Annotated in this window: 33 protein-coding genes; all 33 read left to right on the top strand. The window is 61.7% G+C overall.

Features of this window, described 5'->3' with window-relative positions:
• The first annotated feature begins 50 nt into the window (after nt 1–50).
• The 33 genes from AC1RM7_RS05885 to AC1RM7_RS05725 all read left to right on the top strand — a co-directional run bounded on the left by AC1RM7_RS05885 (nt 51) and on the right by AC1RM7_RS05725 (nt 21,897).
• A complete protein-coding gene (locus AC1RM7_RS05885) occupies nt 51–1,181 on the top strand; it encodes a GNAT family N-acetyltransferase (protein ID WP_024920146.1) in 1,131 nt (376 codons plus the stop codon).
• 719 nt (nt 1,182–1,900) lie between these two features.
• Nucleotides 1,901–2,272 carry a 30S ribosomal protein S12 gene (gene rpsL / locus AC1RM7_RS05880; RefSeq protein ID WP_002712306.1) on the top strand — a complete coding sequence of 124 codons (372 nt, stop codon included), beginning with the start codon at nt 1,901–1,903 and terminating at the stop codon, nt 2,270–2,272.
• Nucleotides 2,273–2,287: 15 nt separating this feature from the next.
• Entirely contained in the window at nt 2,288–2,758 is a 471-nt protein-coding gene (gene rpsG / locus AC1RM7_RS05875) for a 30S ribosomal protein S7 (RefSeq protein ID WP_006021072.1), read from the top strand.
• A gap of 33 nt (nt 2,759–2,791) precedes the next feature.
• Nucleotides 2,792–4,864 carry an elongation factor G gene (gene fusA / locus AC1RM7_RS05870; RefSeq protein WP_024920147.1) on the top strand — a complete coding sequence of 691 codons (2,073 nt, stop codon included), beginning with the start codon at nt 2,792–2,794 and terminating at the stop codon, nt 4,862–4,864.
• A 37-nt stretch (nt 4,865–4,901) separates the two neighbouring features.
• The gene (gene tuf, locus AC1RM7_RS05865; RefSeq protein ID WP_006021070.1) at nt 4,902–6,092 is read left to right on the top strand and encodes an elongation factor Tu; all 1,191 of its coding nucleotides are present in this window, start codon (nt 4,902–4,904) and stop codon (nt 6,090–6,092) included.
• A gap of 81 nt (nt 6,093–6,173) precedes the next feature.
• A complete protein-coding gene (gene rpsJ / locus AC1RM7_RS05860) occupies nt 6,174–6,482 on the top strand; it encodes a 30S ribosomal protein S10 (protein WP_002712302.1) in 309 nt (102 codons plus the stop codon).
• A 98-nt stretch (nt 6,483–6,580) separates the two neighbouring features.
• Nucleotides 6,581–7,306 carry a 50S ribosomal protein L3 gene (gene rplC, locus AC1RM7_RS05855; RefSeq protein WP_006021069.1) on the top strand — a complete coding sequence of 242 codons (726 nt, stop codon included), beginning with the start codon at nt 6,581–6,583 and terminating at the stop codon, nt 7,304–7,306.
• Entirely contained in the window at nt 7,306–7,926 is a 621-nt protein-coding gene (rplD, locus tag AC1RM7_RS05850) for a 50S ribosomal protein L4 (protein WP_024920148.1), read from the top strand. Before rplC ends, rplD begins: the two co-directional genes overlap by 1 nt.
• Entirely contained in the window at nt 7,923–8,222 is a 300-nt protein-coding gene (locus AC1RM7_RS05845; RefSeq protein ID WP_006021067.1) for a 50S ribosomal protein L23, read from the top strand. Before rplD ends, AC1RM7_RS05845 begins: the two co-directional genes overlap by 4 nt.
• A gap of 11 nt (nt 8,223–8,233) precedes the next feature.
• The gene (gene rplB / locus AC1RM7_RS05840) at nt 8,234–9,070 is read left to right on the top strand and encodes a 50S ribosomal protein L2 (protein ID WP_006021066.1); all 837 of its coding nucleotides are present in this window, start codon (nt 8,234–8,236) and stop codon (nt 9,068–9,070) included.
• A gap of 12 nt (nt 9,071–9,082) precedes the next feature.
• Nucleotides 9,083–9,358: a 30S ribosomal protein S19 gene (gene rpsS / locus AC1RM7_RS05835; protein ID WP_002712297.1), complete on the top strand. Its 276-nt coding sequence runs from the start codon at nt 9,083–9,085 to the stop codon at nt 9,356–9,358.
• Between the two features lie 18 nt (nt 9,359–9,376).
• Complete coding sequence (gene rplV / locus AC1RM7_RS05830; protein WP_006021065.1) at nt 9,377–9,763, top strand: 50S ribosomal protein L22; 387 nt, start codon at nt 9,377–9,379, stop codon at nt 9,761–9,763.
• 15 nt (nt 9,764–9,778) lie between these two features.
• On the top strand, nt 9,779–10,480 hold the full coding sequence (rpsC, locus tag AC1RM7_RS05825; RefSeq protein WP_006021064.1) for a 30S ribosomal protein S3: 702 nt from the start codon (nt 9,779–9,781) through the stop codon (nt 10,478–10,480).
• A 33-nt stretch (nt 10,481–10,513) separates the two neighbouring features.
• Nucleotides 10,514–10,927: a 50S ribosomal protein L16 gene (rplP, locus tag AC1RM7_RS05820; protein ID WP_006021063.1), complete on the top strand. Its 414-nt coding sequence runs from the start codon at nt 10,514–10,516 to the stop codon at nt 10,925–10,927.
• A gap of 5 nt (nt 10,928–10,932) precedes the next feature.
• Nucleotides 10,933–11,142 carry a 50S ribosomal protein L29 gene (rpmC, locus tag AC1RM7_RS05815; RefSeq protein ID WP_006021062.1) on the top strand — a complete coding sequence of 70 codons (210 nt, stop codon included), beginning with the start codon at nt 10,933–10,935 and terminating at the stop codon, nt 11,140–11,142.
• Between the two features lie 10 nt (nt 11,143–11,152).
• The gene (gene rpsQ, locus AC1RM7_RS05810) at nt 11,153–11,398 is read left to right on the top strand and encodes a 30S ribosomal protein S17 (protein ID WP_006021061.1); all 246 of its coding nucleotides are present in this window, start codon (nt 11,153–11,155) and stop codon (nt 11,396–11,398) included.
• A 39-nt stretch (nt 11,399–11,437) separates the two neighbouring features.
• Complete coding sequence (rplN, locus tag AC1RM7_RS05805; protein WP_002712291.1) at nt 11,438–11,806, top strand: 50S ribosomal protein L14; 369 nt, start codon at nt 11,438–11,440, stop codon at nt 11,804–11,806.
• Nucleotides 11,806–12,120, top strand: a complete 315-nt coding sequence (gene rplX / locus AC1RM7_RS05800) for a 50S ribosomal protein L24 (RefSeq protein ID WP_006021060.1) — start codon at nt 11,806–11,808, stop codon at nt 12,118–12,120. The genes rplN and rplX overlap by 1 nt, the downstream gene beginning before the upstream one ends.
• Nucleotides 12,113–12,670, top strand: a complete 558-nt coding sequence (gene rplE / locus AC1RM7_RS05795; RefSeq protein WP_006021059.1) for a 50S ribosomal protein L5 — start codon at nt 12,113–12,115, stop codon at nt 12,668–12,670. The genes rplX and rplE overlap by 8 nt, the downstream gene beginning before the upstream one ends.
• Before the next feature lie 52 nt (nt 12,671–12,722).
• Nucleotides 12,723–13,028 (top strand): 30S ribosomal protein S14, encoded by a 306-nt coding sequence (rpsN, locus tag AC1RM7_RS05790; RefSeq protein ID WP_006021058.1) that lies wholly within the window; start codon nt 12,723–12,725, stop codon nt 13,026–13,028.
• Nucleotides 13,029–13,042: 14 nt separating this feature from the next.
• Nucleotides 13,043–13,441, top strand: coding sequence for a 30S ribosomal protein S8 (rpsH, locus tag AC1RM7_RS05785; protein ID WP_006021057.1), 399 nt, complete (start codon nt 13,043–13,045; stop codon nt 13,439–13,441).
• 13 nt (nt 13,442–13,454) lie between these two features.
• Complete coding sequence (rplF, locus tag AC1RM7_RS05780; RefSeq protein WP_006021056.1) at nt 13,455–13,988, top strand: 50S ribosomal protein L6; 534 nt, start codon at nt 13,455–13,457, stop codon at nt 13,986–13,988.
• An 11-nt stretch (nt 13,989–13,999) separates the two neighbouring features.
• A complete protein-coding gene (rplR, locus tag AC1RM7_RS05775) occupies nt 14,000–14,362 on the top strand; it encodes a 50S ribosomal protein L18 (protein WP_006021055.1) in 363 nt (120 codons plus the stop codon).
• A gap of 72 nt (nt 14,363–14,434) precedes the next feature.
• Entirely contained in the window at nt 14,435–15,013 is a 579-nt protein-coding gene (rpsE, locus tag AC1RM7_RS05770) for a 30S ribosomal protein S5 (protein WP_006021054.1), read from the top strand.
• An 82-nt stretch (nt 15,014–15,095) separates the two neighbouring features.
• Entirely contained in the window at nt 15,096–15,293 is a 198-nt protein-coding gene (gene rpmD / locus AC1RM7_RS05765) for a 50S ribosomal protein L30 (protein WP_006021053.1), read from the top strand.
• Nucleotides 15,294–15,304: 11 nt separating this feature from the next.
• Complete coding sequence (gene rplO, locus AC1RM7_RS05760) at nt 15,305–15,823, top strand: 50S ribosomal protein L15 (RefSeq protein WP_024920149.1); 519 nt, start codon at nt 15,305–15,307, stop codon at nt 15,821–15,823.
• Nucleotides 15,824–15,957: 134 nt separating this feature from the next.
• The gene (secY, locus tag AC1RM7_RS05755; protein WP_006021051.1) at nt 15,958–17,289 is read left to right on the top strand and encodes a preprotein translocase subunit SecY; all 1,332 of its coding nucleotides are present in this window, start codon (nt 15,958–15,960) and stop codon (nt 17,287–17,289) included.
• Nucleotides 17,286–18,149: an adenylate kinase gene (locus AC1RM7_RS05750; RefSeq protein WP_024920150.1), complete on the top strand. Its 864-nt coding sequence runs from the start codon at nt 17,286–17,288 to the stop codon at nt 18,147–18,149. The genes secY and AC1RM7_RS05750 overlap by 4 nt, the downstream gene beginning before the upstream one ends.
• Before the next feature lie 161 nt (nt 18,150–18,310).
• Nucleotides 18,311–18,679 (top strand): 30S ribosomal protein S13, encoded by a 369-nt coding sequence (gene rpsM, locus AC1RM7_RS05745; RefSeq protein WP_006021049.1) that lies wholly within the window; start codon nt 18,311–18,313, stop codon nt 18,677–18,679.
• 106 nt (nt 18,680–18,785) lie between these two features.
• Nucleotides 18,786–19,175 (top strand): 30S ribosomal protein S11, encoded by a 390-nt coding sequence (gene rpsK, locus AC1RM7_RS05740; protein ID WP_006021048.1) that lies wholly within the window; start codon nt 18,786–18,788, stop codon nt 19,173–19,175.
• Nucleotides 19,176–19,293: 118 nt separating this feature from the next.
• Nucleotides 19,294–20,325 carry a DNA-directed RNA polymerase subunit alpha gene (locus AC1RM7_RS05735; RefSeq protein ID WP_006021047.1) on the top strand — a complete coding sequence of 344 codons (1,032 nt, stop codon included), beginning with the start codon at nt 19,294–19,296 and terminating at the stop codon, nt 20,323–20,325.
• Nucleotides 20,326–20,522: 197 nt separating this feature from the next.
• On the top strand, nt 20,523–20,939 hold the full coding sequence (gene rplQ, locus AC1RM7_RS05730) for a 50S ribosomal protein L17 (protein WP_006021046.1): 417 nt from the start codon (nt 20,523–20,525) through the stop codon (nt 20,937–20,939).
• A gap of 163 nt (nt 20,940–21,102) precedes the next feature.
• Nucleotides 21,103–21,897 carry an SDR family NAD(P)-dependent oxidoreductase gene (locus tag AC1RM7_RS05725; RefSeq protein ID WP_024920152.1) on the top strand — a complete coding sequence of 265 codons (795 nt, stop codon included), beginning with the start codon at nt 21,103–21,105 and terminating at the stop codon, nt 21,895–21,897.
• Nucleotides 21,898–22,052 lie beyond the last annotated feature (155 nt).

Below are 22,052 nucleotides of genomic sequence, written 5' to 3'. Positions count from 1 at the left end.
TCCGCCACCGCGAGAATGCGGCTTCCAGGCGCTTCCCAGGTTTGGCCTTCATGATTTCAGTTACGGTCGCAAAACCGGGCCAGGATATCAGCGCACAGTGGGATGATCTCATCCGGCGCGCGCCCGGCAACGCATTCATGAATCCCGTCGCGCTGAAGGCGGCTTTCGACACCATGTTCGCGGCGGTCTATGTGCTGCTGGCCTGGGAGGAGGGTGTCGAGTCCGCGCGGCTCGTGGGTCTGTGGGCCTTGCAGCAGCGCAGCGTCATGATGTTCTGGCCGGCGATGCTTGAGGCCCGGCCCTTCAACTACGCATTTCTGTCGACGCCGGTGATCGATCCGGCCTTTGCGGGCGAGGTGATCCCCGCGTTCTTTGCCGCGATCCGCAACAATCCGGCGCTGCCCAATGTGGTCAGCCTGAAGGAAATGGATGCCGACTCGCAGGCCTATGCCGCGATTCAAAAAACCATCGCGGATGAACGTCACGCCCATCTGACCCTGACCCGGACCTTGCGGCCGTCGGTGACGCGGGAGAAGGGCGTGAAGAATTCGGGCTCGACCCGCAAGAAGCTTCGGCAGGACTGGAACAGGCTGTCGGCTCTCGGCACGCTTGAGGTGGTGAACGACCGCAACGTGGATGCGGCAAAGGCCGCGTACGAGCAGTTCCTCGATCTCGAAAAGCGAAGCTGGAAGGGCGCCGAGGGCACCGCGATTCTTTGCAGCGAACGGGACACGGCGTTTACCCGGCGGTTGATCGGTGACCTTGCGGCGGACGGTGACGCTTCGGTGGCGCTGCTGCGGCTCGACGGGCGGGTGATTGCCGCCCAGGTGCTGATGTATTGTGGGCCAACGGCCTACACCTGGAAAATCGCGTTCGACGGCGAGTTTGCGAAGTACTCGCCGGGCGCTGTCCTTATCGACAAGCTGACCGAGCAGCTTTTCACCGCGACGGAGGTACAAGCCATCGATTCGTGCTCGGCGGAGGGCAGCTTCATGGCCCAGCTCTGGACCGGCCGGAAAACCATGGTCGATGCGGTGGTCGACGTCGGCTCGACTCGCTCGCTGGTGTTCGCCCTCGAGGCGGCCCGGCAGTACGGCTACGAGCGGCTGCGCGATCTGCGGGACTGGCTGCGGGCCACCTCCCTGATCCCGGCAAAGCGGCGGCTGGCGCCGAACCTTTAAACCCGCAATCTCCGTCCATCCTTGTAAATCATTGAAATAAAACTACATTAGCCGAATCGACGGAGCGGGATGAGCCCGCTCTGCCGGATGCGAACGGGGATTCGCGGCTTGCGCGGGTGTCCGGAACGGCTGCCGGGGCGGGTTTGCGGGCGCAGAATCGGCCGGATTTTGCCCGGTGAAGATTCGCGTGCCGTGTCACAATCGGCGACTGCGCGGCTTCATGCGGTGTGTCAGAAGTGGCTCTGGCGCTTGCTCTTTTCGCATGTCGTTTAGTCTTGACTTGAGTGTGCATGGCTTATAAAACCCGGCCACTTCACGACAGGCGGTGAGCTTCCCTGCGTCGGAACGGATCACCTTTTCAGCCCGCTTTCTGCGGATGGATCGGCACCAACCTCGACGAATGTCGCTCAGACGCTGTCGGCACTAGCCAGGCAATGCCAGGACAACATTGATCTCTCGGGCCACCGCGCTTTTGCGCACGCCTTCAAAGATCAGTCTCGGATGCATGACCACGGTTTCGATTGTGGTCCTCTGTGGCGTTCAAGCGCTTTCCATTCGGAGCCCGAATGGATGGCGCCGTTTCGTTTTGCGCATGTTGAGTGCGCGGCGCGGACCGAGAACCCCAGTCTGGTTGCCGGCGTGAAGCGAGTGGGGCGGTTGGCTCCGAATGAATTTGCGAAGCTTGCAAGGCTTCGCGCGAACAAGGGTGAAGGCGAACGATGCCGACGATCAACCAGCTGATCGCGAATCCACGCGAAGCGCAGAAGTCGCGCAAGAAGGTGCCAGCTCTGCAGCAGTCGCCGCAGAAGCGTGGCGTTTGCACGCGCGTCTATACGACGACTCCGAAGAAGCCCAACTCGGCGCTTCGTAAGGTCGCGAAGGTGCGCCTGACCAACGGCTTCGAGGTCATCGGCTACATTCCGGGTGAAGGCCATAACCTTCAGGAGCACTCGGTGGTCATGATCCGCGGCGGCCGCGTCAAGGATTTGCCCGGCGTGCGCTATCACATTCTCCGCGGCGTCCTCGATACGCAGGGCGTCAAGAACCGCAAGCAGCGCCGTTCGAAGTACGGCGCGAAGCGTCCGAAGTAAGCGGGAGCATTTACGATGTCGCGTCGCCATTCGGCTGAAAAGCGTGAAGTGAACCCGGATCCGAAGTTCGGGAACATCATCATCACGAAGTTCATGAATTCGATCATGTACGACGGCAAGAAGTCTGCCGCCGAAAGCATCGTCTACGGTGCGCTCGAGATGATCGAGCAGAAGACCAAGCAGGGTCCGCTGCCGGTGTTCGAGCAGGCGCTGGAAAACGTCATGCCGACCATCGAAGTGCGCTCGCGCCGCGTCGGTGGCGCCACCTACCAGGTGCCGGTCGAAGTTCGCTCGACCCGCCGTCAGGCACTGGGCATCCGCTGGATCATTACGGCCGCGCGTGGCCGCAACGAGAAGACGATGACCGAACGGCTCTCCGCTGAGCTGCTCGATGCGTCGAACAATCGTGGCAACGCGGTCAAGAAGCGTGAAGACGTGCACAAGATGGCGGAAGCCAACCGTGCCTTCTCGCATTATCGCTGGTAACGGCGAAACGAACGGAAATTAAGGACAGCCGCTATGCCCCGCCAACATGCCATCGAGGACTACCGTAATTTCGGTATCATGGCGCACATCGACGCCGGTAAGACGACGACGACTGAGCGCATCCTCTATTACACCGGCAAGAGCCACAAGATCGGCGAAGTGCACGAAGGTGCCGCGACGATGGACTGGATGGAGCAGGAGCAGGAGCGTGGCATCACGATCACCTCGGCTGCGACCACCGCGTTCTGGAACGGCAAGCGCCTGAACATCATCGACACCCCCGGCCACGTCGACTTCACCATCGAAGTCGAGCGTTCGCTGCGCGTGCTCGACGGCGCCGTTTGCGTGCTCGACTCCAACCAGGGCGTCGAGCCGCAGACCGAAACCGTCTGGCGCCAGGGCGACAAGTACAGGGTTCCGCGCATCGTCTTCGCCAACAAGATGGATAAGACCGGCGCCGACTTCTACAAGTGTCTGCAGGACATCATCGATCGCCTCGGTGCGAAGCCGGTTGCGATCCAGCTTCCGATCGGTTCGGAAAACAATTTCGTGGGCATGGTCGATCTCGTGATCATGAAGGCCTACGTCTGGAACAACGAAGCGCTCGGCGCGAAGTTCGACGTCGTCGAAATTCCGCCTGACCTCGCCGACAAGGCGAAGGAGTACCGCGAGAAGCTCGTCGAAGCCGCTGTCGAACTCGACGATGACGCGCTGGCTGCGTTCCTCGACGGCAATGAGCCGGACGAAGCGACGCTGAAGCGGCTCATCCGCAAGGCGGTGCTGACCGGCGCGTTCTATCCTGTGCTCTGCGGTTCGGCCTTCAAGAACAAGGGCGTTCAGCCGCTGCTCGACGCCGTGGTCGACTATCTCCCGTCGCCGGTCGACGTGCCTGCAATCAAGGGCACCGACGAGGACGGCAACGAAGTCGTGCGCAAGGCCGACGACAAGGAGCCGTTGGCTCTGCTCGCGTTCAAGATCATGGACGACCCGTTCGTCGGCACCATCACCTTCTGCCGCATCTATTCGGGCGTTCTTATGAGCGGCACCGGCGTCATCAACTCGACGCGCGAGAAGAAGGAACGTATCGGCCGCATGCTGCTGATGCATGCGAACAACCGTGAAGACATCAAGGAAGCCTACGCTGGCGACATCGTCGCGCTGGCCGGCCTCAAGGAAGCCCGCACCGGCGACACGCTGTGCGATCCGGATCATCCGGTCATCCTTGAAAAGATGGAATTCCCGGAGCCGGTGATCGAAATCGCGATCGAGCCGAAGTCGAAGGCCGATCAGGAAAAGCTGGGCGTTGCTCTGGCGAAGCTCGCGGCGGAAGATCCGTCGTTCCGGGTGTCGACCGATCACGAGTCCGGCCAGACCATTCTGAAGGGCATGGGCGAACTTCATCTCGACATCAAGGTCGACATTCTCCGCCGTACCTATAAGGTCGACGCCAACATCGGCGCGCCGCAGGTTGCGTTCCGCGAGAAGATCACCAAGCGGGCCGAGGTCAAGTACACCCACAAGAAGCAGACGGGTGGTACGGGCCAGTTCGCTGAAGTGTCGATCATCGTCGAGCCGAACGAGCCGGGTGCCGGTTACGAGTTCGAATCGAAGATCGTCGGTGGCGCGGTGCCGAAGGAATACATCCCCGGCGTCGAAAAGGGCCTCAACAGCGTGATGGGGTCGGGCGTCGTTGCCGGCTTCCCGGTGGTTGACGTCAAGGTCCAGCTCGTGGACGGCAAGTACCACGACGTCGACTCGTCGGCGCTCGCCTTCGAAATCGCGTCGCGTGCTGCATTCCGCGAAGCGCTGCAGAAGGGCAAGTCGGTCCTCCTCGAGCCGATCATGAAGGTCGAGGTTGTGACCCCTGAAGATTATACGGGTTCGGTGATTGGCGATCTCAACTCTCGCCGTGGCCAGATCCAGGGTCAGGACATGCGCGGCAACGCCAACGTCATCAACGCGATGGTGCCGCTCATGAACATGTTCGGTTACGTGAACAACCTGCGCTCGATGAGCCAGGGCCGCGCGACCTTCACGATGCAATTCGATCACTACGCTGAAGCGCCGGCAAACGTGTCGGCAGAAGTCCAGAAAAAGTTTGCTTGATTTCTTTGACGTAAGTCAAAGTTGAACGGAGAACGTCATGGCTAAAGAGAAATTCGAACGTAAGAAACCCCACTGCAACATCGGCACCATCGGTCACGTCGACCATGGCAAGACGTCGCTGACCGCGGCGATTACGAAGGTTCTGGCTGAAGCTGGCGGTGCTACGTTCACGGCCTACGATCAGATCGACAAGGCGCCGGAAGAGAAGGCGCGCGGCATCACCATTTCGACCGCTCACGTCGAATACGAGACGCCGAACCGTCACTACGCTCACGTCGACTGCCCCGGCCACGCCGACTACGTGAAGAACATGATCACCGGCGCTGCCCAGATGGACGGCGCGATCCTGGTCGTGTCCGCTGCTGACGGCCCGATGCCGCAGACCCGCGAGCACATCCTGCTCGCCCGTCAGGTCGGCGTTCCTGCGCTCGTCGTGTTCCTGAACAAGTGCGACATGGTCGACGATCCGGAGCTCCTCGAGCTCGTGGAAATGGAAGTCCGTGAACTGCTCTCGAAGTACAACTTCCCGGGCGACGATATTCCGATCGTTCGCGGTTCGGCGCTTGCCGCTCTCGAGAACAAGGATCCGAAGCTCGGCCACGACGCCGTTCTGGAGCTGATGAAGGCCGTTGACGCCTACATCCCGCAGCCGGAGCGTCCGATCGACCAGCCGTTCCTGATGCCGGTCGAAGACGTGTTCTCGATCTCGGGCCGCGGCACCGTCGTCACCGGCCGTGTCGAGCGCGGCATCGTGAAGGTCGGCGAGGAAATCGAAATCGTCGGTCTGAAGGCCACCCAGAAGACCACCGTCACCGGCGTCGAAATGTTCCGCAAGCTGCTCGATCAGGGCCAGGCTGGCGACAACATCGGTGCGCTGCTCCGCGGCACCAAGCGCGAAGAAGTCGAGCGCGGTCAGGTTCTCTGCAAGCCGGGTTCGGTCAAGCCGCACACCAAGTTCAAGGCTGAGGCTTACATCCTCACCAAGGAAGAGGGCGGACGTCACACCCCGTTCTTCACCAACTACCGTCCGCAGTTCTACTTCCGCACGACCGACGTGACGGGCGTGGTTCACCTGCCGGAAGGTACCGAAATGGTGATGCCGGGCGACAACATTGCGATGGAAGTGCACCTGATCGTGCCGATCGCGATGGAAGAAAAGCTCCGCTTCGCTATCCGCGAAGGCGGCCGCACCGTGGGTGCAGGCGTCGTCGCAAGCATCATCGAGTAAAGACGCGAATAGAGGGTAGCGAGCAGGTAACTGCTCGCTGCTCACCACTCACTACTCGCTCTTAGAGAAAGACAAACGGCAATGAACGGCCAGAATATTCGCATTCGTCTCAAGGCGTTCGACCATCGGATTCTCGATACGTCGACCCGCGAGATCGTGAACACGGCAAAACGTACCGGTGCTCAGGTTCGCGGACCCATTCCGCTGCCGACCCGCATCGAGAAGTTCACCGTCAACCGTTCGCCGCACGTCGACAAGAAGAGCCGCGAGCAGTTCGAGATGCGCACTCACAAGCGCCTTCTCGATATCGTCGATCCGACCCCGCAGACCGTGGACGCGCTGATGAAGCTCGACCTCGCCGCCGGTGTCGACGTCGAGATCAAGCTCTGAGCATGACCCCGAATGGTGGGCACCGGTTTTCGGACCGGGTCATGCTCACAAGATAAGTTAGTTAGTCCCTCGGGACAGAAAGAACAGGAAGCACGCCGATGCGCTCCGGAGTGATCGCACAAAAGGTCGGGATGACGCGGGTCTTTACGGAGACCGGTGAACATATCCCTGTGACCGTGCTCAAGTTGGGCAATTGCCAGGTTGTTGGCCATCGCACGACCGAGAAGAATGGATACGTCGCTTTGCAGCTCGGTTCGGGCTCGCGCAAAAGCGTCTATCTGCCGAAGGCTGAGCGCGGCCAGTTCGCCGTCGCCAAGGTCGAGCCGAAGCGCAAGGTCGCGGAATTCCGCGTCTCGGAGGATTCGCTGATCCCGGTCGGCGCTGAAATCCAGGCGGACCATTTCGTTGTCGGCCAGTTCGTCGACGTGACGGGCACCTCGGTCGGTAAGGGCTTCGCCGGCGGCATGAAGCGCTGGAATTTCGGCGGCTTGCGCGCAACCCACGGCGTCTCGGTCTCGCACCGTTCGATCGGTTCGACCGGCGGCCGTCAGGATCCCGGCAAGACCTTCAAGAACAAGAAGATGCCTGGCCACATGGGCGTCGATCGCATCACCACGCTGAACCTGCGCGTCGTCCAGACGGACGTTGCGCGCGGTCTGGTCCTCGTCGAAGGCGCCGTTCCCGGCTCCAAGGGCGGATGGATCACGATGCGCGATGCGGTGAAGAAGCCGCTTCCGAAGGAAGCTGCGAAGCCTGGCAAGTTCAAGCTGGCTGGCGGAACCGATGCTGCTCCTGAAGCGGCTCCGGCTGAGGAGGGCGCGTGATGGAATTGAAGGTCACAACCCTTGAAGGCAAAGCCGCCGGTTCGGTTCAGCTCTCGGACGAGATCTTCGGCCTTGAGCCGCGCAAGGATCTGATCCAGCGCGTCGTCAACTGGCAGCTCGCCAAGCGTCAGGCTGGTACGCACAAGGCCAAGGGCCGTGCGGAAATCTGGCGCACCGGCAAGAAGATGTATAAGCAGAAGGGCACCGGCGGTGCTCGTCACGGTTCGGCTCGCGTTCCGCAGTTCCGCGGCGGTGGCCGTGCATTCGGTCCGGTCGTTCGCTCGCATGCGCACGATCTGCCGAAGAAGGTCCGCGCGCTCGGCCTGAAGCACGCCCTGTCGGCGAAGGCTCAGGACGGCGGTCTGATCGTGATCGAAAATGCCGATCTGAAGGACGCCAAGACCAAGGCTCTGCTCGGACACTTCTCGGGTCTGGAGATCACCAACGCGCTGATCATTGACGGCGCGGAAGTGAACACCGGTTTCGCGCAGGCTGCGCGCAACATTCCGCACATCGACGTACTGCCGATCCAGGGCATCAACGTCTATGACATTCTGCGCCGTCAGAAGCTCGTTCTGACCAAGGCCGCTCTCGATGCGTTGGAGGCGCGCTTCAAATGAAGACTCAGGATGCGCGTCATTACGACATCATCGTTGCGCCGGTCGTGACCGAAAAGGCGACCGTGGCTTCCGAGCACAACAAGGTTGTGTTCAAGGTCGCGTCGAAGGCGACCAAGCCGCAGATCAAGGACGCGATTGAGAAGCTGTTCGACGTCAAGGTGAAGAGCGTCAACACGCTGGTTCGCAAGGGCAAGACGAAAGTCTTCCGCGGCCAGTTCGGTTCTCAGTCGGATACCAAGCGCGCTGTTGTGACCCTCGAAGAAGGTCATCGCATCGACGTGACCACCGGGCTGTAAGGCGAACGACGATGGCATTGAAAACATTCAACCCCACGACGCCAGGCCAGCGCCAGCTGGTGATGGTCGATCGTTCGGCGCTGTACAAGGGCAAGCCTGTCAAGGCTTTGACCGAAGGCAAGCACTCGTCCGGCGGACGCGGCAATACCGGCCGTATCACCGTGCGTTTCCGCGGCGGCGGCCACAAGCAGGCTTACCGCATCGTCGACTTCAAGCGTAAGAAGGTCGACGTGCCGGCCAAGGTCGAGCGTCTCGAGTACGATCCGAACCGCACCGCGTTTATCGCGCTGATCAAGTACGCCGACGGCGAGCAGGCCTACATCCTGGCGCCGCAGCGTCTGGCCGTTGGCGACACCGTTGTCGCCGGCAGCTACGTCGACGTGAAGCCGGGCAACGTCATGCCGCTCGGCAACATGCCGGTCGGCACCATCGTGCACAACGTCGAGCTGAAGATCGGGAAGGGCGGCCAGATCGCCCGTTCCGCGGGCACCTACGCCCAGATCGTCGGCCGCGACCATGATTTCGTGATCCTGCGTCTGAACTCGGGCGAGCAGCGCCTGGTTCACGGCCGCTGCATCGCCACCATCGGTGCGGTGTCGAACCCGGACCACATGAACATCTCGATCGGCAAGGCCGGTCGCAAGCGCTGGATGGGCCGTCGTCCGCATAACCGCGGCGTCGTGATGAACCCCGTCGACCATCCGCACGGCGGCGGCGAAGGCCGCACCTCGGGCGGCCGTCACCCGGTTACTCCGTGGGGCAAGCCGACCAAGGGCAAGAAGACGCGTTCAAACAAGTCGACCAACAAGTTCATTCTCATCAGCCGCCACAAGCGGAAGAAGAAGTAAGGATCGCCGGACATGGTTCGTTCAGTCTGGAAAGGCCCGTTCGTTGAAGGCTCTCTGCTCAAGAAGGCAGATGCCGCGCGTTCGTCCGGCCGTCACGACGTTATCAAGATCTGGAGCCGCCGCTCGACGATCCTCCCGCAGTTCGTGGGGCTCACCTTCGGCGTCTACAACGGTCAGAAGCATGTTCCGGTTGCCGTGAACGAGGAAATGGTCGGTCACAAGTTCGGCGAGTTTTCGCCGACGCGGACCTTCCACGGCCATTCGGGCGACAAGAAAGCCAAGAAGTAAGGGCTTGAGGACTTAGTCATGAGCAAACCAAAGCGCGAACGGGTTCTCCCGGACAACGAGGCAAAGGCGGTAGCCCGCATGCTTCGCGTCAGCCCGCAGAAGCTGAACCTTGTTGCGCAGTTGATCCGCGGCAAGAAGGCATCGTCTGCGCTCGCCGACCTGCAGTTCTCGCGCAAGCGGATCGCCGGCGACGTCAAGAAGTGCCTGGAGTCCGCGATTGCGAACGCCGAAAACAACCATGACCTCGATGTCGACGCTCTGGTCGTCGCTGAGGCGCATGTTGGCAACGGCATCGTCATGAAGCGTTTCGCACCGCGCGGCCGTGGCCGTTCGGGTCGTGTTTTTAAGCCGTTCTCGCAGCTGACGATCGTCGTTCGTCAGGTCGAGGCCGAGGCGAGCGCCTAAGGGCGGGAGAGAACGATGGGTCAGAAGATTAATCCAATCGGGCTGCGTCTGGGCATCAACCGGACCTGGGATTCCCGTTGGTTCGCCGGCAAGAACGAGTATGCGAAGCTCCTCCATGAGGACATCCGCATCCGTGAAATGCTGATGAAGGAACTGAAGCAGGCGGCCGTCGCGCGCATCGTGATCGAGCGCCCGCACAAGAAGTGCCGCGTGTCTATCCACTCGGCGCGTCCGGGCGTCGTGATCGGCAAGAAGGGCGCCGACATCGACAAGCTGAAGAAGAAGGTCGCCGAGATCACCGACTCCGACGTCGTGATCAACATCATCGAAATCCGCAAGCCGGAGCTCGATGCGACCCTGGTCGCCGAATCGATTGCGCAGCAGCTCGAGCGCCGCGTTGCGTTCCGCCGCGCCATGAAGCGCGCCGTTCAGTCGGCGATGCGTCTGGGCGCCGAAGGCATCCGCATCAACTGCTCGGGCCGTCTCGGCGGCGCCGAAATCGCGCGCATGGAATGGTATCGCGAAGGCCGCGTGCCGCTGCACACGCTGCGCGCCGATGTCGATTACGGGGTTGCGACCGCGTTCACGACGTTCGGTACCTGCGGTGTGAAGGTCTGGATCTTCAAGGGCGAAATCCTTGAGCACGATCCGATGGCCCAGGACAAGAAGATGGCTGAAGGCGACAGCGGACGTCCGTCACGTCGCGATGCAGCCTGATTGAAATTCGAAGAAGGTTTGAGGGCGTAAGCCATGATGCAACCAAAGAAGACAAAGTTCCGCAAGGCGCATAAGGGCCGTATTCACGGCGTCGCCTCGTCGGGTGCGACGTTGTCTTTCGGCCAGTTCGGCCTGAAGGCGATGGCGCCGGATCGCGTCACCGCGCGTCAGATCGAAGCCGCCCGCCGCGCGCTGACCCGTCACATGAAGCGTGCCGGCCGCGTCTGGATCCGCGTGTTCCCCGATCTTCCGGTGTCGAAGAAGCCTGCCGAAGTGCGCATGGGCTCGGGCAAGGGTACGCCTGAACTGTGGGTCGCCCGCGTCAAGCCGGGCCGCATCATGTTCGAGATCGACGGCGTGACCCAGCAGACCGCGAAGGAAGCACTGTCGCTCGCCGCCGCCAAGCTGCCGATCAAGACGCGCTTCGTTGCGCGCATTGCGGAGTAACGATCATGGCCCAACTCAAAATCGAAGACATCCGCGCGATGAGCCCCGATCAGATGGACGACGCCGTCCTCAATCTGAAGAAGGAGCGGTTCAACCTGCGCTTCCAGCGCGCCACCGGGCAGCTCGAGAACACCTCGCGCCTGCGTGAGGCTCGCCGCGATATCGCACGCATCAAGACCATCGCCGCGCAGAAGCGCGACGGCAAGACGAAGTAAGGGGCGAAAGATGCCGAAGCGTACTCTCCAGGGCGTCGTCGTCAGCGACAAGCAGGACAAGACCATTGTCGTGCGTGTCGACCGCCGCTTCACCCACCCGATCTACAAGAAGACCATTCGCCGGTCCAAGAACTACCATGCGCATGACGAGAACAACCAGTTCAAGGCAGGCGACACGGTCTGGATCGAAGAAAGCAAACCACTCTCGAAATTGAAGCGCTGGACGGTTGTTCAGAGCGACAAGAAAACAGCTTAAGCGCAACTTCGCGCATCAGAAAGAGGACGAGGTGCATCAATGATTCAGATGCAGACCAACCTCGACGTGGCCGATAATTCCGGCGCGCGCCGTGTCATGTGCATCAAGGTTCTTGGAGGTTCCAAGCGCCGCTATGCAACGGTGGGCGACATCATCGTCGTCTCGATCAAGGAAGCCATTCCACGCGGAAAGGTGAAGAAGGGCGACGTGATGAAGGCCGTCGTCGTTCGCGTTGCGAAGGATATTCGCCGCGCTGACGGCTCCGTCATCCGTTTCGACCGTAACGCGGCTGTGTTGATCAACAACCAGTCCGAGCCGGTCGGCACCCGTATCTTCGGGCCGGTGCCGCGCGAGCTTCGCGCCAAGAACCACATGAAGATCATCTCGCTTGCGCCGGAGGTGCTGTAATGGCTGCCAAGATCCGCAAGGGTGACAAGGTCATCGTGCTGAACGGCCGCGACAAGGGCCGGACCGGCGAAGTGTTTGAAGTGCGTCCTTCCGAGAGCAAGGCGCTCGTGCGTGGCGTCAACCTGGTGAAGCGTCACCAGAAGCAGACGCAGGCGCAGGAGGGCGGCATCATCACGAAGGAAGCCCCGATCCATCTGTCGAACATCGCGCTCGTCGGCAAGGACGGCAAGCCGACCCGCGTCGGTTTCAAGATTCAGAAGGATGGCACCAAGGTGCGCGTTGAGAAGCGCTCGGGAGCAGAGATCAATGGCTGAGACCGCATACGTTCCGCGCCTTCGCGCGGTTTACGACAAGGACATCCGCGGCAAGCTGGTCGAGCAGTTCGGTTATGCGAACGCCATGCAGGTGCCGGCGCTCGAGAAGGTCGTGCTCAACATGGGCATCGGCGAGGCTGTCAACGACCGCAAGAAGGTCGAACTGGCTGCTGCCGATCTCGCGTTGATCGCCGGCCAGAAGCCGGTCGTCACCCATTCGCGCAAGGCGATCGCAACCTTCAAGCTGCGTGAGGGCCAGGCCATCGGCGCCAAGGTCACGCTGCGCAAGTCCAAGATGTACGACTTCGTCGACCGTCTTGTGAACATCGCGCTGCCTCGTGTCCGCGACTTCCGCGGCCTCAATCCGAAGAGCTTCGACGGCAAGGGCAATTACTCCCTCGGCCTCAAGGAGCATCTGGTGTTCCCGGAAATCGACTACGACAAGTCGGGCGAGACCTGGGGCATGGACATTACGATCTGCACCACCGCGACCACAGACGACGAGGCGCGCGCGTTGCTGACCGCATTCAATTTTCCGTTCCGGCAGTGAGACACTGAACTAGTCAGCGTCTCAAACGCGGAAAGGTATGGAGACTACTCGTATGGCGAAGAAAAGTTCAGTCGAGAAGAATAACCGGCGTCAGAAGATGACGAAGAACGCTGCGGCCAAGCGCGCCCGCTTGAAGGCGATCATCGCCGACAAGAACAAGCCGATGGAAGAGCGTTTCGCGGCGACGATCAAGCTCGCCGAGATGCCGCGCAATTCGTCGGCGACCCGCGTTCACAACCGTTGCGAAATCAGCGGACGTCCTCACGCGGTCTATCGCAAGACCAAGATGAGCCGCATCGCGATCCGTGATTATGGCTCCAAGGGCCTGATCCCGGGCCTCGTGAAGTCGAGCTGGTAAGGGGAGGGTCGGACATGTCTACGCACGATCCTATCAGCGATCTCATCACCCGCATCCGCAATGCGCAGATGCGCAACAAGTCCAAGGTTTCGACCCCGGGCTCGAAGATGCGCGCCAACGTTCTCGAAGTGCTGAAGACCGAGGGTTACATCCGCGGTTACGCAGCGGTCGAGCATGCCGGCGGCCACAACGAGCTGGAAATCGAACTGAAGTATTTCGACGGCGAGCCGGTCATCAAGGAGATCGAGCGCGTGTCGAAGCCAGGTCGCCGGGTTTACGCGTCGGTCAAGAACCTGCCGCGCGTCCGCAACGGTCTTGGCATCTCGGTTCTGTCGACGCCGAAGGGAATCATGGCTGACCACGACGCGCGCGACGCGAACGTGGGCGGCGAAGTTCTCTTCACGGTGTTCTAAGGAAGGAAGACCAATGTCACGCGTAGGCAAAAAGCCCGTCGCGATCGCCTCCGGCGTCACCGCGAATATCGAAGGGCAGACCGTCAAGATGAAGGGCCCGAAGGGCGCTCTTCAGTTTGTCGTGCATGACGACGTTTCGGTCCAGATGAAGGACGGTGCGATCACAGTTGCGCCGCGCTTCGAGACCAAGCGCGCGCGCTCGCTGTACGGCACCGCTCGCGCCCAGATCGCGAATCTGGTCGAAGGCGTCACCAAGGGCTTCGAGAAGAAGCTGGAAATCACCGGCGTCGGTTACCGCGCCGCGTTGCAGGGCAAGAACCTGCAGCTCGCGCTCGGCTACAGCCACGACGTGATCTACCCGATCCCGGAAGGGATCACGATCACCGTGCCGAAGCCGACCGAAATCACCATCGTCGGCAACGACAGCCAGCGCGTCGGCCAGGTCGCCGCCGAGATCCGCAGCTATCGTCCGCCGGAGCCCTACAAGGGCAAGGGCGTGAAGTACGCCAACGAGTTTATCTTCCGCAAGGAAGGCAAGAAGAAGTAACGGAGCCGGTCATGTCGAAACTCAAGGTCACGAATGCCCGGCGCAAGCAGCGCGTACGTCTCGCGCTGCGCCGGACGGCGAACGGGCGTCCGCGCCTGTCGGTGTTCCGCTCGTCGAAGCACATCTACGCTCAGGTCATCGACGACCTGAAGGGCGAGACGCTGGCTTCGGCCTCGTCGCTGGAAAAGACGATGCGCGATGCCGGCAAGACCGGCGCGAACATCGACGCAGCGAAGGCTGTCGGCAAGCTGCTCGCAGAGCGCGCTGTGAAGAACGGCGTCAAGGAAGTGGTTTTCGACCGTGGTGGCTATCTCTACCACGGCCGCGTCAAGGCGCTCGGCGAAGCCGCGCGTGAAAGCGGCTTGAGCTTCTAAGCTCAGCCTTTGAAATTGGTTTGAACGGACACAAGGTCAGAGGCGCGAGCCTCACAAGGATTGGAAAACACCATGGCAGGTGAACGCGAACGCGGTGGACGCGAGCGGGGCGGTCGGGATCGGGAAGAGCGCGACAGCGAGTTCGTCGACAAGCTCGTCCACATCAATCGTGTGGCGAAGGTCGTCAAGGGCGGCAAGCGCTTCGGTTTCGCGGCTCTGGTCGTCATCGGCGATCAGAAGGGCCGGGTCGGTTTCGGCCACGGCAAGGCGCGCGAAGTGCCTGAAGCGATCCGCAAGGCGACCGAGTCGGCCAAGCGCAACCTGACGCGCGTTGCTCTGCGCGAAGGCCGCACGCTGCATCACGACATTGCTGGCCGTCACGGCGCTGGCCGCGTTTACCTGCGCGCAGCTCCGGCCGGTACCGGCATCATCGCGGGCGGCCCGATGCGCGCCGTGTTCGAGACGCTCGGCATCCAGGACGTGGTGGCGAAGTCGATCGGCTCGTCGAACCCCTACAACATGGTTCGCGCGACGTTCGATGCGCTGAAGCATCAGGATTCGCCGCGTTCGGTTGCAAACCGCCGCAACATCAAGGTTTCCACGCTGCAGTCCCGCCGTGTCGGTGGCGACGCGGAAGCTGTCGCGGAATAATTGGGGCATGATCCGGAAAAGCGGTCTTCCGGTTTTCCGATAGGATCATGCCAGTCTGAAAAGACGTTTTGGAGTTAGGACAATGGCCAAGGCCGCAACGAAAACCATCAAGGTCGAGCAGACGGGTAGCCCGATCCGCCGTCAGGCCGCGCAGCGCGCGACGCTGATCGGTTTGCGTCTCAACAAGATCGGCCGTGTCTCCGAGTTGCAGGATTCGCCTGCGGTTCGCGGCATGATCGACCGGGTCAAGCACCTCGTTCGCGTCGTCGACGAGAAGTAAGGAAGCAAGCGATGAAGCTCAATGAGATCGCCGACAACAGCGGCTCGCGCAAGAAGCGCATGCGCGTTGGCCGTGGCATTGGCTCCGGCAAGGGTAAGCAGGCAGGCCGCGGCGGCAAGGGCCAGACCGCGCGTTCGGGCGTGCGCATCAAGGGCTTCGAGGGCGGCCAGATGCCGCTGCATCGTCGTCTGCCGAAGCGCGGCTTCAACAACATCTTCCGGCTCGACCTGACCGAGGTCAACCTCGACCGTCTTCAGGAAGCCATCGATGCCAAGAAGCTCGATGCGAGCGCGACCGTCAACGCGGAGTCGCTGGTGAAGTCCGGACTGCTGCGCCGTTCGAAGGACGGCGTGCGGCTGCTCGGCCGCGGCGAACTCAAGGCCAAGCTCAACATCGAAGTGCACGGCGCGACCAAGTCCGCGATCGAGGCAGTCGAGAAGGCTGGCGGTTCGGTGAAGATCCTGGCTCCGGCGAAGGACGCTGCCGCCCAGAAGGCTGCTGCCAAGAAGCCGAACAGGAAGGCCTCGTAAGGTTCGACCGATCCCGCCTTTGTGACCGGCACCCGCGACAAGACTTCCTATATGGTCGTGCGAAGTCTTAAAAATCGCAGGTGCCCGGGCCGCTTAAGGCTCGGTACTGACGAATAGAAGGATCGGAGCCTCGGATGGCCTCTGCAGCGGAACAACTGGCGGCAAACCTCAACTTCGCGGCATTCGCAAAGGCTGACGAACTCAAGAAGCGCATCTGGTTCACACTGGGTGCGCTGCTTGTTTATCGGCTGGGCACCTACATCCCGCTGCCGGGTATCGACCCGAACATCTGGGAGCAGGTGTTCAAGTCGCAGGCCGGCGGCATTCTCGGCATGTTCAACATGTTCGCCGGCGGCGGCATCCACCGCATGGCGATCTTCGCGCTGAACATCATGCCGTACATTTCGGCATCGATTATCCTTCAGTTGCTGACGACTGTTTCGCCGCAGCTCGAGGCCCTCAAGAAAGAGGGTGAATCGGGCCGCAAGCAGATCAACCAGTACACCCGCTATCTCACCGTCATTCTCGCAGCGTTCCAGGCTTACGGCATCGCCGTCGGTCTCGAAGGCGCGGGCAATGTCGTGTCCGATCCGGGCATGTTCTTCCGCATCTCGACGGTCATCACGCTGACCGGCGGCACCATGTTCCTGATGTGGCTCGGCGAGCAGATCACCTCGCGCGGCATCGGCAACGGCATCTCGCTGATCATTCTGGCCGGCATCGTCGCCGAACTGCCGTCGGCGATCGCCGGTACGCTCGAACTCGGCCGTCAGGGTGCGCTGTCGACCTTCCTGATCCTCGCGATCATCATCATGGCCGTCGCGGTCATCATGCTGATCGTGTTCGTCGAGCGCGCGCAGCGCCGGCTGCTGATCCAGTATCCGAAGCGCCAGGTCGGCAACAAGATGTTCGAGGGCCAGTCCTCGCATCTGCCGCTCAAGCTCAACACCGCGGGCGTCATTCCGCCGATCTTCGCATCGTCGCTTCTGCTGCTGCCGACCACGATCGCGAGCTTCAACGCAGGGAAGGGACCGGAGTGGTTCCAGTGGCTGACGACCCAGCTCAGCCACGGCCGTCCGCTGTTCCTCGTTCTCTATCTCGCGATGATCGTGTTCTTCGCCTTCTTCTATACGGCGATCGTGTTCAACCCGACCGAGACCGCTGACAACCTCAAGAAGCACGGCGGTTTCATTCCCGGCATCCGTCCGGGTGAACGCACCGCCGAGTACATCGACTACGTGCTGTCGCGCATCACCGTAATCGGTGCGATCTATCTCGCGGTCGTCTGTCTGATCCCGGAAATTCTGATCTCTTACGCGTCGGTGCCGTTCTATCTCGGCGGTACCTCGCTTCTGATCGTCGTCAGTGTGACGATGGATACGGTCGCCCAGGTGCAGGGCTATCTGCTGGCGCACCAGTACGAAGGGTTGATCCGTAAATCGAAACTGAGGGGCCGCCGTAAATGAGGTTGATTCTTCTCGGGCCGCCGGGGGCGGGCAAGGGAACGCAGGCGCATCGACTGGTTCAAAAGCACGGTATCGTTCAGCTCTCCACCGGCGAGATGCTGCGTGCCGCTGTCGCAGCCGGAACGCCGGTCGGCCTCAAGGCGAAGGACATCATGGCCAGCGGCGCGCTGGTGCCTGACGAGGTGGTGGTCGGAATCATCGCCGATCGTATCGAAGAGCCGGACGCGAAGAAGGGCTTCATCCTCGACGGCTTTCCGCGCACCGTGCCGCAGGCGCAGGCGCTGGACGAACTGCTCAAGAAGAAGCACCTCAAGCTGGACGCCGTCGTCGAACTGCGCGTGAACGAGAGTGCGCTGCTGGAGCGGGTCGAGACCCGCGTCGCGCAGATGCGCGAGCGCGGCGAAGAGGTCCGGATCGACGATACGCCGGAGGTGCTCTCGAAGCGCCTCGCCAGCTACCGCGCCCAGACCGAACCGCTGGTTCACTACTACTCGGAGAAGCGCAAGCTGATCACCATCGACGGCATGATGACCATCGAGCAGGTGACGGCGGCGATCAACCGGGTGCTGGCAGCGCTGGAAGCCGATTCGGCTGCCAAGTCCGCCAAGAAGGGTGCCCGGAAAACCGCCAAGCCGGCCACGGGTGCAAAAAAGGCCGCCGGGAAGGCTGCCAAGGCACCCGCCAGGAAGACCAAAAAGGCCGCGAAACCGGCTGGCAAGGCTGCGAAGGGCGGTAAAAAGCCCGCCGCCAAGGCCAAAACCCGGGCCGCGGGAACCAAAGCTGCCAAGACCCGAAAAGTGGCCAAAAAGGCCACGAAAAAGAGCGCCAAGACCGCCAAGCGGTTGACGAAACGCCGCTAAATACATTAATAAGCCCGCATCCAGTCGGATAGTTCAGACGATGCCGGGCCCCGAAAGAAAAGTGGGGAGGGCGTCGTGTTTGCGTTTGTGAACACCCGCCCGACGCCAGAGACCTAACAAAGACAAGCTGTCCGGAGCGGACGGCGACAGGAGCGAAGACCGTGGCCCGTATTGCAGGCGTCAACATTCCGACCAACAAGCGCGTTCTGATTGCGCTTCAGTACATTCATGGCATCGGCCAGAAGAACGCCGCGACCATCGTGGAGCAGCTCAAGATTCCGGCCGACCGCCGCGTCTCGCAGCTCACCGACGCTGAAGTTCTCCAGATCCGCGAAATGATCGACCGCGACTTCCTGGTCGAGGGCGACCTGCGCCGCGAAGTCGGCATGAACATCAAGCGTCTGATGGACCTCGGCTGCTACCGCGGCCTGCGTCATCGCCGCGGCCTTCCGGTGCGCGGTCAGCGGACCCACACCAACGCGCGCACGCGCAAGGGTCCTGCCAAGGCCATCGCCGGCAAGAAGAAGTAATTTCGTTTCGACCACTGAACCGATCCGGCTCGCGAGGGCCGGGTGATCACCTGAATTTCCCCAGCGTCTGGAATCACGGACGCGCTTGAAGGAAGAGAAGAGACTTATGGGTAAAGAAGCCACACGCGTCCGCCGCCGTGAACGCAAGAACATCGCCTCCGGCATCGCGCACGTGAATTCGTCGTTCAACAACACGACCATCACCATCACCGACGCGCAGGGCAACACCATTGCCTGGTCGTCGGCAGGCACGATGGGCTTCAAGGGATCGCGCAAGTCGACTCCGTATGCGGCTCAGGTTGCCGCCGAAGACGTGTCGAAGAAGGCGCAGGAACACGGCATGCGTACGCTGGAAGTCGAAGTCGCGGGTCCCGGTTCGGGCCGTGAATCGGCTCTGCGCGCATTGCAGGCCGCGGGCTTCACCGTCACCTCGATCCGTGACGTGACCACGATCCCGCACAACGGCTGCCGTCCGCGCAAGCGCCGGCGCGTCTGATTGTTTGGACTGCCGCGGGCGATATGCGCCCGCGTTGTTTTTGAGATGCGATGACGCGGCCATTGTTTAAGAACATTGCCCGCGCCGCCAGACCTCCAACGCCAGTGATTTTGATGGCATGGGTGAACAAGTGACGATCCAGAAAAATTGGCAAGAACTCATTCGTCCGAACAAGCTCAACGTGACGCCTGGTTCGGATCCGACCCGTTTCGCTACCGTCGTCGCCGAGCCGCTCGAGCGCGGCTTCGGCCAGACCCTCGGCAACGCGCTGCGCCGCGTGCTGCTGTCGTCGCTGCAGGGCGCTGCCGTGCAGTCGGTTCACATCGACGGCGTTCTGCACGAGTTCTCCTCGATCGCCGGCGTGCGCGAGGACGTGACTGACATCGTGCTGAACGTGAAGGACATCTCGATCAAGATGCAGGGCGAAGGCCCGAAGCGCATGGTCGTGAAGAAGTCGGGTCCGGGCGTTGTCACCGCCGGTGACATCCAGACCGTCGGCGATGTCGTCGTGCTGAACCCCGAGCTTCAGATCTGCACCCTCGACGAGGGCGCTGAAATCCGCATGGAGTTCACTGTGAACTCCGGCAAGGGCTACGTCGCCGCCGAGCGCAACCGTCCCGAGGACGCGCCGATCGGCCTGATCCCGGTGGACAGCCTGTTCTCGCCGGTTCGCAAGGTGTCCTACAAGGTTGAGAACACCCGCGAAGGCCAGATCCTCGACTACGACAAGCTGACGCTGACCATTGAGACCAACGGCGCGATCTCGCCGGACGACGCGCTCGCTTATTCGGCGCGCATCCTGCAGGACCAGCTCAACGTGTTCGTGAACTTCGAGGAGCCCCGCAAGGAGGTTGCCGCCGAGATCATTCCGGATCTCGCCTTCAACCCTGCGTTCCTCAAGAAGGTGGACGAGCTCGAACTGTCGGTTCGTTCGGCCAACTGCCTGAAGAACGACAACATCGTCTACATCGGCGACCTCGTGCAGAAGTCGGAAGCGGAAATGCTCCGCACCCCGAACTTCGGCCGCAAGTCGCTGAACGAAATCAAGGAAGTGCTGGCCCAGATGGGTCTGCACCTCGGCATGGAAGTGCCCGGTTGGCCGCCGGAGAACATCGACGAGCTGGCCAAGCGCTTCGAGGATCACTACTGAGAACCGCGTCATCCTTCGGGGCCGCCGCAAGAGCGACGGCACCTCAGGATGACGAACAAGCGATAGTCCGTCATCCTGAGGTGCGAGGGCGTAGCCCGAGCCTCGAAGGGTGACGGAGATTAAGGGCGAACGCAGGCAGCCCACCTGAGCAACATGTCCGACGAACCGTCGCGGCAATCTGGATTGAGGACTACATCATGCGTCACGGCAAGGTTCATCGGAAGCTCAACCGCACCGCGGAGCATCGCAAGGCGATGTTCGCAAACATGTGCGCCGCGCTGATCAAGCACGAGCAGATCGTCACCACTCTCCCGAAGGCGAAGGAGCTTCGCCCGATCGTCGAGAAGCTGGTCACCCTCGGCAAGAAGGGCGGCCTTTCGCTGCGCCGTCAGGCGATCGGCGAAATGCGCGATGTCGATCAGGTCAAGAAACTGTTCGACGTTCTGGCGCCCCGTTACAAGGATCGTCAGGGCGGCTACACCCGCATCATCAAGGCCGGCTTCCGCTACGGCGACAACGCGCCGATGGCCGTGATCGAGTTCGTCGACCGCGACGTCGATGCCAAGGGCCAGGACTCGGGCCCGGTGCAGGAAACGTCGTCGGAAGCGGCGTAAGCCTCATCCCTCGGAGAATTCAAAAGCGGCGCCTTGTGCGCCGCTTTTTTTATTGGCCGGACGTTTCCCGTGCGGCCACAATGCCATGAACCGGCGGACACGATCTGGCAGTGGCGCGGGCTGTTTGGGCCGCCATATGAGTTCCATAGCAAAGGAGCTTTTCATGAAAATCGATCTCTCAGGCACCACCGCAATCGTGACCGGCTCGACCGGCGGCATCGGGCTGGCCATCGCCAGGGGTCTCGCCCGGGCCGGGGCGAGCGTTGTGGTCAACGGCCGCACACAGGCCAGGGCGGACGCAGCAGCCGAGGCCATCGTCAAGGCGGTGCCCGGAGCGAAGGCGCGGGGCGTCGCGGCCGATGTATCCACCGCCGAGGGATGCGCGAAGCTGGTCGAGGCCGAGCCGGACACGGACATTCTCATCAACAACGCCGGCATTTTCGAGCCGAAGGGCTTTTTCGATATTCCCGACGCGGACTGGACGCGCTTTTTCGAGGTCAACGTCATGTCCGGGGTCCGGCTCTCGCGCGCCTACATGCCGGGGATGCTGAAGCGCAACTGGGGACGCATCGTTTTCATCTCGTCGGAATCGGGCGTGAACATTCCGAGCGAGATGATTCACTACGGCATGTCCAAAACCGCGCAGCTCTCGATCTCGCGCGGTCTGGCCGAGTTGACCAAGGGCACCAACGTGACCGTCAATTCGGTGTTGCCTGGCCCGACCATGTCGGAAGGCGTGGAGACGTTCGTGAAGGATCTGGCGAAGCAGAACGGCCAGTCAGTGGAAGAGGCGGCCTCGCAATTCGTCAAGCAGCACCGCAGCACGTCGCTGATCCAGCGATTCGCGACGGTCGACGAGATCGCCAACATGGTGGTCTATGCCAGTTCGCGCGAGGCGTCGGTGACCAACGGCGCGGCGTTGCGGGCTGAAGGCGGCATTATCCAGACGATCGTGTAGCGCCTTTCAGAGAAGCAACAGATTGATTTCGGCGTTCTCCGGGAATGATTTTCTCCCGGGACGTCGTGTCGCATGCGACAAACGTCGCAGATCGGCTGTTTGTCACATCACTGTAACGCCGCTGTCGCATTAATGCGGCCATGCTCATGGCTGCA

The sequence above is a fragment of the Afipia sp. GW822-FHT03D08 genome (assembly GCF_058801645.1).
The sequence above is the reverse complement of the archived record's forward strand: the minus strand, read 5'-3'. Positions and strand labels throughout refer to the sequence as shown.

Bases quoted from the DNA above. Each gene is read 5' to 3' on its own strand.
- AC1RM7_RS05885 (WP_024920146.1), top strand. From the start codon at position 51: ATGATTTCAGTTACGGTCGCAAAACCGGGCCAGGATATCAGCGCACAG.
- rpsL (WP_002712306.1), top strand. From the start codon at position 1,901: ATGCCGACGATCAACCAGCTGATCGCGAATCCACGCGAAGCGCAGAAG.
- rpsG (WP_006021072.1), top strand. From the start codon at position 2,288: ATGTCGCGTCGCCATTCGGCTGAAAAGCGTGAAGTGAACCCGGATCCG.
- fusA (WP_024920147.1), top strand. From the start codon at position 2,792: ATGCCCCGCCAACATGCCATCGAGGACTACCGTAATTTCGGTATCATG.
- tuf (WP_006021070.1), top strand. From the start codon at position 4,902: ATGGCTAAAGAGAAATTCGAACGTAAGAAACCCCACTGCAACATCGGC.
- rpsJ (WP_002712302.1), top strand. From the start codon at position 6,174: ATGAACGGCCAGAATATTCGCATTCGTCTCAAGGCGTTCGACCATCGG.
- rplC (WP_006021069.1), top strand. From the start codon at position 6,581: ATGCGCTCCGGAGTGATCGCACAAAAGGTCGGGATGACGCGGGTCTTT.
- rplD (WP_024920148.1), top strand. From the start codon at position 7,306: ATGGAATTGAAGGTCACAACCCTTGAAGGCAAAGCCGCCGGTTCGGTT.
- AC1RM7_RS05845 (WP_006021067.1), top strand. From the start codon at position 7,923: ATGAAGACTCAGGATGCGCGTCATTACGACATCATCGTTGCGCCGGTC.
- rplB (WP_006021066.1), top strand. From the start codon at position 8,234: ATGGCATTGAAAACATTCAACCCCACGACGCCAGGCCAGCGCCAGCTG.
- rpsS (WP_002712297.1), top strand. From the start codon at position 9,083: ATGGTTCGTTCAGTCTGGAAAGGCCCGTTCGTTGAAGGCTCTCTGCTC.
- rplV (WP_006021065.1), top strand. From the start codon at position 9,377: ATGAGCAAACCAAAGCGCGAACGGGTTCTCCCGGACAACGAGGCAAAG.
- rpsC (WP_006021064.1), top strand. From the start codon at position 9,779: ATGGGTCAGAAGATTAATCCAATCGGGCTGCGTCTGGGCATCAACCGG.
- rplP (WP_006021063.1), top strand. From the start codon at position 10,514: ATGATGCAACCAAAGAAGACAAAGTTCCGCAAGGCGCATAAGGGCCGT.
- rpmC (WP_006021062.1), top strand. From the start codon at position 10,933: ATGGCCCAACTCAAAATCGAAGACATCCGCGCGATGAGCCCCGATCAG.
- rpsQ (WP_006021061.1), top strand. From the start codon at position 11,153: ATGCCGAAGCGTACTCTCCAGGGCGTCGTCGTCAGCGACAAGCAGGAC.
- rplN (WP_002712291.1), top strand. From the start codon at position 11,438: ATGATTCAGATGCAGACCAACCTCGACGTGGCCGATAATTCCGGCGCG.
- rplX (WP_006021060.1), top strand. From the start codon at position 11,806: ATGGCTGCCAAGATCCGCAAGGGTGACAAGGTCATCGTGCTGAACGGC.
- rplE (WP_006021059.1), top strand. From the start codon at position 12,113: ATGGCTGAGACCGCATACGTTCCGCGCCTTCGCGCGGTTTACGACAAG.
- rpsN (WP_006021058.1), top strand. From the start codon at position 12,723: ATGGCGAAGAAAAGTTCAGTCGAGAAGAATAACCGGCGTCAGAAGATG.
- rpsH (WP_006021057.1), top strand. From the start codon at position 13,043: ATGTCTACGCACGATCCTATCAGCGATCTCATCACCCGCATCCGCAAT.
- rplF (WP_006021056.1), top strand. From the start codon at position 13,455: ATGTCACGCGTAGGCAAAAAGCCCGTCGCGATCGCCTCCGGCGTCACC.
- rplR (WP_006021055.1), top strand. From the start codon at position 14,000: ATGTCGAAACTCAAGGTCACGAATGCCCGGCGCAAGCAGCGCGTACGT.
- rpsE (WP_006021054.1), top strand. From the start codon at position 14,435: ATGGCAGGTGAACGCGAACGCGGTGGACGCGAGCGGGGCGGTCGGGAT.
- rpmD (WP_006021053.1), top strand. From the start codon at position 15,096: ATGGCCAAGGCCGCAACGAAAACCATCAAGGTCGAGCAGACGGGTAGC.
- rplO (WP_024920149.1), top strand. From the start codon at position 15,305: ATGAAGCTCAATGAGATCGCCGACAACAGCGGCTCGCGCAAGAAGCGC.
- secY (WP_006021051.1), top strand. From the start codon at position 15,958: ATGGCCTCTGCAGCGGAACAACTGGCGGCAAACCTCAACTTCGCGGCA.
- AC1RM7_RS05750 (WP_024920150.1), top strand. From the start codon at position 17,286: ATGAGGTTGATTCTTCTCGGGCCGCCGGGGGCGGGCAAGGGAACGCAG.
- rpsK (WP_006021048.1), top strand. From the start codon at position 18,786: ATGGGTAAAGAAGCCACACGCGTCCGCCGCCGTGAACGCAAGAACATC.
- AC1RM7_RS05735 (WP_006021047.1), top strand. From the start codon at position 19,294: ATGGGTGAACAAGTGACGATCCAGAAAAATTGGCAAGAACTCATTCGT.
- rplQ (WP_006021046.1), top strand. From the start codon at position 20,523: ATGCGTCACGGCAAGGTTCATCGGAAGCTCAACCGCACCGCGGAGCAT.
- AC1RM7_RS05725 (WP_024920152.1), top strand. From the start codon at position 21,103: ATGAAAATCGATCTCTCAGGCACCACCGCAATCGTGACCGGCTCGACC.